Genomic DNA, 11,560 nt, shown 5'->3' with positions numbered 1-11,560 from the left:
AAAGATCAGTCAATTTCCTCAAAATCTATATATTCTCCAACTTTTTTTGAAGGATTTGATTTCGGCACTGGCTGTTTGCCAACAGTAGTTTCTCCTTCTTTCGTATTTGTATTGCTAAAATCTTGGTAGTTGCCAAATTGTTGTCCAAATCGTTCTTCGGTTTTCTTAACTGCATAATTGAAAAGGCGTGGTGCGAGCCATTTCAGCAGTAATTTTATACCGTAGTATACGAATATGAGTATTAAAATCGTTTGTAATAAAACCATATTACTGTTTGCTATTGATTCAAAATTACACTGTAAGTCTCTAAAACCAATGATTCGTTTCATAAAATAGTATTAAAATCAGTCTATGGCATTCATAAATCGACTTTTTCTAGCTTTCATTTTACTACCACTGTTTGGTATTGCCCAATATACCGATGTGATCAATTCAAATAGACCAGGTCTATCTGTGAGTGCTTATGCCGTTGGTAAAAATGTTGTTCAAGCAGAATTTGGTTTTCTGTACGAAATGCGAGATAATGGCATTTTAAATCAAGATTCCAATATTTTTGGTGGTGATCTTTCATTACGATATGGGCTGTTATTGGAAAAATTAGAGGTCAATTATGAGGGTACTTATATTCGGCAAAGTCTCACCTTCAATAACTTTAATCTTGAAGAAACACGAACTGATTTTTCAAGAAATCGATTGGGTTTAAAATATTTGGTTTATGATCCTTTTAAAAATCCTGAAGCAAATAAACCCAATTTATATAGCTGGAGGGCCAATCATAAATTTCAGTTCAAAAATTTATTGCCAGCTGTTTCATTATACGGGGGAGCCACATTCAATTTAGGTGATAATCCGTTTTACCCAGAAGATGGCACTATCTCCTACCGCGCAATGATTGCAACGCAGAGTAGGCTTACCCCAAGATGGGTATTGATAACCAATGTTGCTTATGACAGAATTTCGACTGATTTTCCAGAACTGAACTATACAATTTCATTGTCACATGCGTTTCGAAATCCTAAATGGAGCATTTTTGCAGAACATCAAGGTATTGACAGCGACCGTTATTCAGATGCCTTGATCAGAACTGGTTTTGCATACCTCTTCAATCCTACTTTTCAAGCTGATTTTAGTGTAGGAGGCAGTTTTAAAAATACTCCCTCAAGAATGTTTGTTGCCACTGGTGTTTCTTACCGTTTAGATTTCCATAAAGATCAGCTGGTTCCCATTGAAGACCAAGATGCCATTGGAAAGATTAAAAAAGGGTCTATGAAAAAGAGCAAGCCGAAAAAAGTAAAGAAAAAGAAACGCAAGAAAAAGAAAGACAATATTGATTTCTAAGTTTTTCATCTGTCGGTTTAATTACTAATATTGTATTTCATTTTAAGTGTCAATTCGAGCGCAGTCGAGAATGGCACTATTTTTATTTTAAACATAGGTCTCGACTGCGCTCGACCGGACATTTCGAAATAATAAAAACGGAATGGTCACCATCAAAGAAGTTACTTCAAAATCTGATTTCAAGGCATTTGTAAAATTCCCTTTTTCCTTATACAAGGATAACCAATATTGGGTGCCGCCGATTATTAAAGATGAATTAGAAACTTTTGACAAGTCTAAAAACCCTGCTTTTCAAAATGCCGAAGCCAGCTTCTTTCTAGCCTATAGTGACGGCAAGATTGTGGGACGTGTTGCTGCCATTACAAATTGGATTGAAGTGAACGAGCAGCAACTTAAAAAAATGCGCTTTGGGTGGTTTGATTTTATCGATGATTTCGAGGTTTCAAAAGCATTGCTTGAAAAAGTCTCAGAAATAGGGCAACAGCATCGGTTGAAATATATGGAGGGTCCTGTGGGCTTTTCAAACCTTGATAAAGTAGGTGTCCTCATCGAAGGGTTTGAGCATATCGGTACCATGATTACATGGTATAACCATCCCTATTATCAATCACATTTTGAACATCATGGTTTTGTCAAAGAAAAAGAATACTTAGAAAATAAATTCTTATTTGCCAATGCTGACCCCAAAGTCTTTACTAAGGCCAATATGCTTATTAAAAAACGCTATGGCTTAAAGGAAATGAATTTTTCGAAAAGCGAAGCCATAATGCCTTGGGTCGATAAAATGTTCGACCTTTTTAATGAGAGTTATTCTAGTTTGGCCTCTTTTGTTAAAATAACCGATGTTCAAAAAGAATACTTCAAGAAAAAATACATCAGTTTTATCAATCCTGAGTACATCAAATTTGTGGTTGACAAAGAAGACAAACTGGTTGCTTTCGCAATTGTCATGCCCTCGTTTTCAGAAGCTCTTCAAAAAGCAAAGGGAAAACTATTCCCTTTCGGGATATTTCATCTATTAAGAGCTAGAAAACATAGCAAAAATGTAACCTTTTATTTGATTGGTGTACATCCAGATTATCAAAACAAAGGGGTCACAGCAATCATTTTTAATGAATTCTATAAAACCTTTAATGAAAAGGGTATTGTAAACTGCATTCGCACCCCTGAATTAGAAGAAAACACAGCAATAGCACAAATATGGAAGCATTTTGATCCTCGTACGCATAAAAGAAGACGTACTTATCGCAGAGCTTTGTAGAATGGATTAATTGCTAAAGATTCACTGGATTTTAGTATGAATTGCTAGTTGCTTCGAATACTCCGACATAAAGAAATAACCATTATTCACCCATAGCGGCGGCAACTGCTGCCGATAACCTTTTATAAGTGCCATTCTCTAATCGCTCTCTAATAGTTGAAAAAGCCTCTAGAGTTTCTGCCACATCTTGTAACGTATGAGTCGCAGTAGGAATCATTCTTAACAAAATCAACCCTTTAGGTATCACCGGGTAAACTACTATAGAACAGAAAATACCATGATTCTCACGAAGGTCTTTCACCAAAGCCATAGCTTCAGGAATACTACCATTTAAATATACGGGGGTCACACAGCTTGTAGTAGTGCCAATATTGAACCCACGTTCTTTTAAACCATTTTGCAATGCGTTCACATTCTCCCAAAGCTTGTTTTTTAGCTCTGGCATCGTACGCAACATGTCTAAACGTTTTAGTGCTCCTTTTACATAAATCATGGGTAATGATTTAGCGAACATCTGTGAACGTAAATTATATTTTAGGTAATCTATAATTTCTTTGTCAGCAGCTAAGAAAGCACCTATACCAGCCATAGACTTAGCAAATGTGGCAAAATAAACATCAATATCATCTTGAATGCCTTGCTCCTCACCCGCTCCGGCACCAGTTTTACCTAAAGTACCAAAACCATGGGCATCATCTACCAATAACCTAAAATTATATTTTTTCTTTAAGGCAACAATCTCTTTAAGAATACCTTGTTCCCCGCGCATTCCAAAAACACCTTCAGAAATTACTAGTATTCCACCGCCAGTTTCTTTGGCCATTTTTGTTGCACGCTCAAGATTCTTCTCTAAGCTTTCAACATCATTATGCTTAAAAGTAAATCGCTTACCAACATGTAAGCGCACCCCATCAATAATACAAGCATGACAATCAACATCGTAAACAATAATATCGTCTTTAGCTACGAGTGCATCAATAGCGGACATAATCCCCTGATATCCAAAGTTTAAAAGATAAGCAGATTCTTTATCAACAAATTCAGCAAGTTCTTGCTCTAACTGCTCATGAAAATCTGTGTGACCACTCATCATTCGAGCACCCATCGGGTAAGCAGAACCGTGTTCATATGCCGCATCACCATCAACTTTTTTAACTTCTGGAAGATTTGCTAAGCCCAAGTAATCATTGACACTCCAAGTAATTACCTCTTTGCCTTGAAACTTCATTCTGTTGGATATTGGTCCTTCCAACTTTGGAAATACAAAATAGCCTTCGGCCTGCGAAGCCCACCTGCCCAAAGGGCCTTTGTTCTCAATAATCCTATCAAATAAATCTCTCATCTTCCCTAAAATTAATTCAATTGCAAAAATATGTATTTTATTGAACCATGCAATGACATATTTTCAAACAGAAAAGCAACGATCACGAGATCGTTGCTCTGTATTATAAGCCGTAGCATTATTATTTTATGTACTGAATCTCTTTTGGTGATTCTGCATTTTTAGCATCAAAAAAGCCTTGATTCTGCATCCATTCGTCGCTATAGATTTTACTCATGTATCGAGAACCATGATCCGGAAAAATAAGAACTACATTACTATTCTTATCAAATTCTCCTTCAGTATTGTATTGAATTGTAGCTTGCATAGCAGCTCCACTGGTATACCCAACGAACATTCCTTCTGAATGGGCAATTTTACGCGCCATGTGTGCACTTTCGGCATCTGTAACTTTGATATATCTGTCTATACTATTGAAATCAGTTGCCTTGGGAATTAAATTTTTACCCAATCCTTCTATTCGGTATGGATAAATTTCTTCATGATCAAATTCTCCTGTTTCATGGTACTTTTTCAGTACAGATCCATAAGCATCAACTGCCAAAACCTTGATATCGGGGTTTTGTTCTTTTAAAAATCGAGCCGTACCAGAAATAGTTCCTCCAGTTCCACTACAAGAGACCAAATGAGTAATATTCCCATTGGTCTGCTTCCAAATCTCAGGTCCAGTAGTATTATAATGAGCTTCAATATTCAACTCATTAAAGTATTGATTTATGTAGATTGAACCAGGTGTTTCTTTATGTAATCGTTTGGCCACCTCATAATAAGAACGAGGATCATCAGCAGCGACATGCGCAGGGCATACATAGACTTCTGCGCCCATAGACCGCAACATATCGATTTTATCTGGAGATGATTTTGAGCTTACGGCCAAAATACATTTGTATCCTTTTACCATACTGGCCATGGCCAAACTAAACCCAGTATTACCAGATGTAGTTTCAATAATGGTACTATCAGCATTTAAAAGCCCTTTTTGCTCTGCTTGTTCAATAATATGAACTGCAATACGATCTTTCGCAGAATGCCCAGGGTTAAAAGCTTCAACCTTAGCGTAAAAATTACCAGTAAGGCCTTCTGTGATTCTATTCAATTTGATAAGGGGCGTATTACCAACTAAATCTAGAATGCTATTGTAGGCATTAATATTGTTATCCATAGTCAAGTTAGGTCATGCAATACGCCATAAAAACCGCGAATTACAGCTGCAAAAATAATCATTTTTTATTTTATCGGATTTTTCCTTCCAAATCTAAAATAAAGGCATATTCTTTAACTGTTTCTTTTAAAGCTTCGAAACGACCGGAAGCACCACCATGACCGGCTTCCATGTTTGTATACAGAAATAACTGTTTTGTATCAGTTTTGTATTCCCGAAGTTTGGCTACCCATTTTGCTGGTTCCCAATACTGTACTTGCGAATCATGAAGTCCTGTTGTCACCAACATATTTGGATACTCTTTCGCTTCAACATTGTCGTAGGGGGAATATGATTTCATATAATCGTAATATTCTTTTTTATGTGGATTGCCCCACTCGTCATACTCTCCAGTAGTCAGTGGAATACTATCATCTAACATGGTCGTTACAACATCAACAAAAGGTACTTGGGCAACAACGCCATTATAAAGTTTTGGTGCCATGTTTACCACTGCACCCATTAAGAGTCCACCAGCAGAGCCACCCATAGCATATAAATGTTCAGATGTAGTATAATTCTCGGCAATTAAATGTTTAGAAACATCTACAAAATCAGTAAATGTATTCTTCTTGGTTAAAAGCTTACCATCTTCATACCAGGGTCTCCCCAAATATTCTCCTCCACGAACATGCGCAATGGCATACACAAAGCCTCTATCCAATAAACTTAATCGTACTGTTGAAAAATAAGGGTCTATTGTGGCTCCGTAAGAACCATAAGCATATTGCAACAAAGGACTGGTTCCATCAAGTTTGGTGTCTTTATGATAAACCAATGACACTGGAACTTTGACACCGTCTCGCGCCACTGCCCAAATACGTTCAGATTTATAGTTCTCTTTCCGAAATTTACCCCCCAGCACTTCTTGTTCTTTTAGAATTTTTTTATCCTTCGTCCGCATACTAAAGTCAATAATAGCATAAGGTGAAGACATGGCATTGTAGAAATAACGTAAAGTTTCGGTATCAAAATCTACATTGGTCATACCGCCGGCAACATAAGTTTCACTCTCAAAGGGTAAGTAATAACTCTCAGAACCATCCCATCTGACAATTTTCATTTTGTTCAAGCCAAGTTCACGTTCAAAGAGCACATAATAATCTTTAAAAATTTCTATATCCTCTAACAAAACATTTTTCCTATGAGGAATAAACTCTTTCCAATTTTCATGCGAAGTACGCTCTTCATCAACCACCATGAGTTTAAAATTGATGGCATCATTTTTATTGGTCAAAACATAAAAACTATCATCATAATGCGATATAGAATATTCAAGTCCTTTTGTTCTTGGAGAGAAAATCTTGAATTTTCCCTCAGGATTATCAGCTCTCAAAATTTGATATTCCGTTGTCAAAGTACTACTAGAGCCAATCACTAGATACTTTTTCGATTTCGTTTTGTAGACAAAAGTGTTGTAGGTATCGTCTTCTTCATGAAAGACCAATTCATCTTGTTCCACTGAAGTGCCTAAACGATGCTTGTATATTTTATCGGAACGAAGTGTAACAGGGTCTTTTTTAGTATAAAAAAACGTTTTATTGTCAGCTGCCCAAACAGCACTCCCAGTAGTATTTTCAATTTTATCTGGATAAATATCCCCTGTGGTCAAGTTTTTTATTTGAATATGATATTGCCGCCGTGATACAGTATCAGTGCCAAAAGAAGCCAATTGATTATTTGGACTAATAGAGACTCCTCTAAGGTTAAAATAGTCATTCGCTTTGGCCAGCTCATTACAATTGAACATCACCTCCTCTTTTGCATCTAAAGACTCTTTCTTTCTAGAATAGATAGGATATTCTTTACTTTTTTCGAATCGTGTAATATAGAAATAACCATTTCGCTTATAAGGAACCGACTCATCATCTTCCTTTATGCGGGATTTCATTTCTTGAAATAATTCTTCTTGAAAAGCTTTAGTATGGGCTGTATTTTCAATGTAATAGGCATTTTCTGAATCTAAATAATCAATTACTTCTTGATCTTCCCTATTATTAAGCCAATAATAATTGTCAATACGCACATCCCCGTGTATGCCTAATTCTTTTGGTGATTTCTTAGCTTTTGGAGCTTTTGTTATCATAAGTTTTTTATACATCTCGTTACAAGAGTTCGCAAAAATAAGGTAGATAGAGCAAAGAAATAACTTAAAGCAAAATGATTTCAACTGATTCGGTTGGGTTCAATTTGTTAATTTTGATTTCATAAACTTATAGCAATACAATTATGTTTGGAGATTTAATGGGAATGATGGGGAAGCTCAAAGAAACTCAAGCCAAGGTTGAAGCGACTAAAAAGCGTTTGGATACAGTTTTGGTTGATGAAAATTCATCAGATGAGCTTTTAAAAATTACGCTCACCGCAAATAGGGAAATTAAATCGATTTCAATTGATGATTCTTTACTTGAGGACAAGGAGCAATTAGAAGATTACTTACTTTTAACCATAAACAGAGCCATTGAAAAAGCGACAAAAATCAACGAAACGGAATTAGCTGCCATAGCTAAGGATGGAATGCCCAATATTCCAGGAATGGATTCTCTTTTTAAATAAACTATATAAATTTTATTGAATTATCTTTTTTGTAACTTTAATAGCATCTAGTTGTACAAAATGATAGAGATAAAAAAAGTGGAACATGGAGGTTATCAATTCTTGCTAAAATCTAAAGCTGGTAGCGTCTTACTGCGAAGCATATCTTTTGATAACAAAACTGAAATTACTGAAGTGGTTGATCGTTTGAATCAAAACTATACTAAAAAACTCCTATTTGAACGTAAGACCGATTATAAAGGACAGTTTCAATTTTATTTAAAAAATAATAAGGGCAAAGTAATTGGGCATAGTCAACCTTATAATTCAGAAGCCGGAATGGAAAACGGCATTAAAAATCTGACCAATAGTATTTCAAATATTAAATTGATTTAAGAATACCTAAGGTCTTATCGTGCATTTCGTCCGTATAATCTAAATGCGTGACCATTCTAAGTTTTCCTTGGCCCATACCGATTATCGAAATTTGGTGAGTTGAAAGTTTAGTCATAAAATTCTCTGTGGTCAACTTTGATTCATTGATCTCGAAAATGATGATATTGGTCTCAATCGGCTCCACCTTTTTGATAAAATCCAATTCATCCAAGACCTTACCTAATTCTTTAGCTTTTACGTGATCAGAATCTAGTCTATCAATATTATGGTCTAAGGCATAAATTCCCGCTGCTGCTAAAAATCCAGCCTGGCGCATACCTCCACCTAAAACTTTACGAACTCGAATGGCATTATGAATTAATTCACCATCACCTACCAAAACGGAGCCTACGGGGCACCCCAAACCTTTACTCAAACAAACACTAATAGAATCAAAAAGTCGCCCATATTGTTTTGGGTCTTCACTATTTCTAACCAGAGCATTCCATAACCTCGCCCCATCTAAATGATATTTTAAATTGTGTTTCTTGCAAACAGTTTTAATCTTTTTAAGTTCTTCAAAATCCCAACATGCACCACCCCCTTTATTCGTAGTATTTTCTATGCAGACTAAACTAGTTAAAGGGCTATGATAAAAATCCGGCGGATTTATGGAGGTTTCAACTTGCTCCACTCTCATCATTCCTCTATGACCATCAACCAATTTACAAGACACACCACTATTAAAACTTACTCCACCTCCTTCATAATTATAAACATGAGCGTACTTATCACAAATCAATTGCTCCCCGGGTTGGGTATGTAATTTTATTGCCGTTTGGTTAGTCATACTTCCACTAGGAAAAAATAATGCCGCTTCCATACCGAAATAATGAGCCACCTTTGCTTCTAAAGCATTTACTGTTGGATCATTTTTAAATACATCATCGCCAACTTTTGCAGACATCATGGCATTTAGCATACCCGCATTTGGTCTAGTGACCGTATCACTTATCAGGTTTATTTCCATGTATTTTGAACAGTTACGGAATTTTAATTAAAACAAGCCATGCCAATTGGTGAACCATCTGGAATTTTTGGTGCGTCAATCTTCTTTTTATATCCTTTAGGATTACCAATAAAACCCTCTACTTCTCTATTCATCAAAATCGCAGTAGGATTAGTGAGCTTGTCGCCAAAATACGTTTTTAAGCGCATCATTTCAAAAAGCACTGTTTCGGTTACTTGAGGAAAACTGTCATCATGACTTGCTAAATGCATTAATTCTTGCAGTACTTGCCAGTTTACAATTTTTTGTATTTCACCATGATAACCTTTAGACTGCTTTGATTTTACCGTACTATCAAGTAAAGTAGTAATGACATCTGATAAGCTTAACTGGCTCTCATCTAAAGCTTTTTGTTGTACCAGCCTATTGGCTCGTTGATGATGCAATAGTAAGCTTAAGCTTGCATTACTAGCAGTTTCTGCCACACTAAAAGGATCGAAAGCCACTCCTGTTTTACCTTTGAATGATTCTCTTGTTCTTAAGTAACCTATACTTCTTGGGGGGAAAAGCATTAACTTAGACTCGGGTATGGCTAAAACCTCAGGTTCCAAAGTTTTTAACATGGCTTTTAAGGCATCTTTTTGAGCTTCAGCAGAAACAGATTTTACTGAAAGTTGTCCGTCATCTTTTATTTTGTAATTATAATCTAATCCTCCAATTACTTTAGAGGCCCCCTCGATTTGATACCGATGCAAAAAATATAAAGGCACAAATACATCTTCCAAAACGGAATACGGCTCATTATTTCTAATATTATCAGCTGAAAAATTGGCGATGGCCACTTCTCTTATTTTCAAAATATCATTTAGTTCATCACTTGCATTTTTACCATTATCCCATAGATGTCCCAATACATGGGCACTACCCATCGGTCGGGCATCCCTGTCAGATATGTATCGTAAACCATCTTGTTGAGCCTTTGCTAAGATTTTCTTAAGCCCATCAGTTTCATCTTCTCCATTCTTAAAATCAGCATATGAATAGGCGACGGTAACTTTATCCCAATCTCCAATTCCGGTGTCATAGGCATTTGAGAAATCTATTTCACCATTGTTGAGTTCAAATTGCGGATGTGGATAGTCCATAACAGATGCTCTTCCGTTTGTACTAGCTGCAAAATTATGAGCAAACCCTAAGGTATGACCAATCTCATGAGCTGATAACTGTCGAATTCTGGCCAAGGCCAATTCTAACATTGGTTGATAATTATCATCGCGTTCAGCAAAGGGTTTGTTCATTAAAGCCTGCGCAATTAAAAAATCTTGACGAATTCTTAAACTACCTAAACTTACATGGCCTTTCATAATTTCACCTGTACGTGGGTCAGTTATACTACTGCCATAACTCCAACCCCTAGTTGAGCGGTGTACCCATTGAATGACATTGTAACGAACATCCAACGGATCTGCATCATCAGGAAGCATTTTTAATTGAAATGCGTCTTTATAACCAGCAGCTTCAAAAGCTTGGTTCCACCATCGCCCTCCATCCAATAGCGCAGAACGTACGGGTTCTGGAGTACCGTTATCTAAATAATAGATTATGGGTTCTACAGCTTCGCTAATTTCAGCATCTGGATTCTTCTTTTTCAAACGATGTCTTGTTACGAAACGCTTTAATATAGGCTCTTGAACAGGCGTTGAATAATCATAATATGACACAGGATAAGAGCCACAACGAGGATCAAATTCTCTTTTCTGATAATTATCATCGGGCAATTCAATAAAAGAGTGGTGTTGCGCTACGGTAACCAACCCGGCATTAGGCGTCACAGAGCGAATATGTCCTCCCTTTGGTTCTCCTTTAAATGTGAGTGTTACGTCAAACTCAATATTCTTAGGGAAAGCTTTAGTGCGATCAAAAGCAAAAGCACTCTTTGATTTATCCAAACTATAAGACCCTTGTTCCGTTCTTTTTAGTCGGGCAGACACACCATGTGCATCTCGCATGAGAAAGTCGGTCATATCAATTAGATAATTACCTTTTGACTCTTCGGCAATAGAAAATCCATGCAATACTGATTTGGCAAACGCCTGCTCAACAGATTTTCGTTCTAATTCATTCTCAGAAAGTGCCCTGAATTTAAGATTCGGTTGTACCAAGAGTAACTTCTTACCAGCTTTTTTAAAGAAAACAACTTGTTCATTGCCTAGTTGTCCTCGATCTAATCCTATATCATTACTTCCTATTCCACTGCTCAACGAATACACGTAAAGAAACTCTTTTTCCAATTCATTTACTTCTAAATAAATTTTATCACTAGAATCGTCATAATAAAAATTGAAATACCCATTAAACTTTTGAAAGTCTTTGGTCATTTCAAAGTTTTGAGCACTAAGGTTCAATAGCGTGAATAGGCTTGCGGTTAAAATGGCGTTGATTTTCATATCATGTTTTATATAAGCTTTAAAAATATGGAAAAACAACTATACTTTAACG

Annotated in this window: 10 protein-coding genes; 4 read left to right on the top strand and 6 right to left on the bottom strand. The window is 36.3% G+C overall.

Translation table 11 applies throughout. The annotated features are described in order from the left end of the window. Window positions 1-5: 5 nt before the first annotated feature. Window positions 6-329, bottom strand: a complete 324-nt coding sequence (locus RM706_RS10185) for a DUF4834 family protein (RefSeq protein WP_311351056.1) — start codon at window positions 327-329, stop codon at window positions 6-8. Between the two features lie 22 nt (window positions 330-351). On the opposite strand from RM706_RS10185, the gene RM706_RS10180 reads away from it, so the two are divergent. Beyond that, the gene (locus RM706_RS10180) at window positions 352-1,338 is read left to right on the top strand and encodes a transporter (protein WP_311351054.1); all 987 of its coding nucleotides are present in this window, start codon (window positions 352-354) and stop codon (window positions 1,336-1,338) included. Window positions 1,339-1,480: 142 nt separating this feature from the next. Then, complete coding sequence (locus RM706_RS10175; protein ID WP_311351052.1) at window positions 1,481-2,599, top strand: GTP cyclohydrolase; 1,119 nt, start codon at window positions 1,481-1,483, stop codon at window positions 2,597-2,599. 82 nt (window positions 2,600-2,681) lie between these two features. Here RM706_RS10175 and capB read toward each other — a convergent pair whose 3' ends face one another. The 3 genes from capB to RM706_RS10160 all read right to left on the bottom strand — a co-directional run bounded on the left by capB (window position 2,682) and on the right by RM706_RS10160 (window position 7,228). Then, complete coding sequence (capB, locus tag RM706_RS10170) at window positions 2,682-3,941, bottom strand: cysteate-C-fatty acyltransferase (RefSeq protein ID WP_311351050.1); 1,260 nt, start codon at window positions 3,939-3,941, stop codon at window positions 2,682-2,684. Between the two features lie 121 nt (window positions 3,942-4,062). After that, window positions 4,063-5,103 (bottom strand): cysteate synthase, encoded by a 1,041-nt coding sequence (gene capA / locus RM706_RS10165; RefSeq protein ID WP_311351048.1) that lies wholly within the window; start codon window positions 5,101-5,103, stop codon window positions 4,063-4,065. A gap of 70 nt (window positions 5,104-5,173) precedes the next feature. Further along, entirely contained in the window at window positions 5,174-7,228 is a 2,055-nt protein-coding gene (locus tag RM706_RS10160; protein ID WP_432264972.1) for a S9 family peptidase, read from the bottom strand. 143 nt (window positions 7,229-7,371) lie between these two features. Here RM706_RS10160 and RM706_RS10155 point away from each other — a divergent pair, with 143 nt between their 5' ends. Together RM706_RS10155 and RM706_RS10150 are read left to right on the top strand one after the other, a co-directional pair. Beyond that, window positions 7,372-7,698, top strand: a complete 327-nt coding sequence (locus RM706_RS10155) for a YbaB/EbfC family nucleoid-associated protein (RefSeq protein ID WP_311351043.1) — start codon at window positions 7,372-7,374, stop codon at window positions 7,696-7,698. Between the two features lie 60 nt (window positions 7,699-7,758). Continuing rightward, entirely contained in the window at window positions 7,759-8,073 is a 315-nt protein-coding gene (locus tag RM706_RS10150) for a YegP family protein (protein ID WP_311351041.1), read from the top strand. Here RM706_RS10150 and RM706_RS10145 read toward each other — a convergent pair. Together RM706_RS10145 and RM706_RS10140 are read right to left on the bottom strand one after the other, a co-directional pair. Next, window positions 8,060-9,082: a threonine aldolase family protein gene (locus RM706_RS10145; protein ID WP_311351039.1), complete on the bottom strand. Its 1,023-nt coding sequence runs from the start codon at window positions 9,080-9,082 to the stop codon at window positions 8,060-8,062. The genes RM706_RS10150 and RM706_RS10145 overlap by 14 nt on opposite strands. A 23-nt stretch (window positions 9,083-9,105) precedes the next feature. After that, the gene (locus tag RM706_RS10140; RefSeq protein WP_311351037.1) at window positions 9,106-11,508 is read right to left on the bottom strand and encodes a zinc-dependent metalloprotease; all 2,403 of its coding nucleotides are present in this window, start codon (window positions 11,506-11,508) and stop codon (window positions 9,106-9,108) included. Window positions 11,509-11,560 lie beyond the last annotated feature (52 nt).

The sequence above is a fragment of the Croceitalea rosinachiae genome, assembly GCF_031846445.1.
GTDB classification, from domain to species: domain Bacteria; phylum Bacteroidota; class Bacteroidia; order Flavobacteriales; family Flavobacteriaceae; genus Croceitalea; species Croceitalea rosinachiae.
Note: the sequence above shows the minus strand (reverse complement) of the source record. Positions and strands in the feature narration are given on the sequence as shown.

Excerpts from the sequence above, each read along its gene's own strand:
- RM706_RS10180 (WP_311351054.1), top strand. The coding sequence starts at position 352 with ATGGCATTCATAAATCGACTTTTTCTAGCTTTCATTTTACTACCACTG.
- RM706_RS10150 (WP_311351041.1), top strand. The coding sequence starts at position 7,759 with ATGATAGAGATAAAAAAAGTGGAACATGGAGGTTATCAATTCTTGCTA.
- RM706_RS10185 (WP_311351056.1), bottom strand. The coding sequence starts at position 329 with ATGAAACGAATCATTGGTTTTAGAGACTTACAGTGTAATTTTGAATCA.
- RM706_RS10140 (WP_311351037.1), bottom strand. The coding sequence starts at position 11,508 with ATGAAAATCAACGCCATTTTAACCGCAAGCCTATTCACGCTATTGAAC.
- RM706_RS10145 (WP_311351039.1), bottom strand. The coding sequence starts at position 9,082 with ATGGAAATAAACCTGATAAGTGATACGGTCACTAGACCAAATGCGGGT.
- capA (WP_311351048.1), bottom strand. The coding sequence starts at position 5,103 with ATGGATAACAATATTAATGCCTACAATAGCATTCTAGATTTAGTTGGT.
- RM706_RS10155 (WP_311351043.1), top strand. The coding sequence starts at position 7,372 with ATGTTTGGAGATTTAATGGGAATGATGGGGAAGCTCAAAGAAACTCAA.
- capB (WP_311351050.1), bottom strand. The coding sequence starts at position 3,941 with ATGAGAGATTTATTTGATAGGATTATTGAGAACAAAGGCCCTTTGGGC.
- RM706_RS10175 (WP_311351052.1), top strand. The coding sequence starts at position 1,481 with ATGGTCACCATCAAAGAAGTTACTTCAAAATCTGATTTCAAGGCATTT.
- RM706_RS10160 (WP_432264972.1), bottom strand. The coding sequence starts at position 7,228 with ATGATAACAAAAGCTCCAAAAGCTAAGAAATCACCAAAAGAATTAGGC.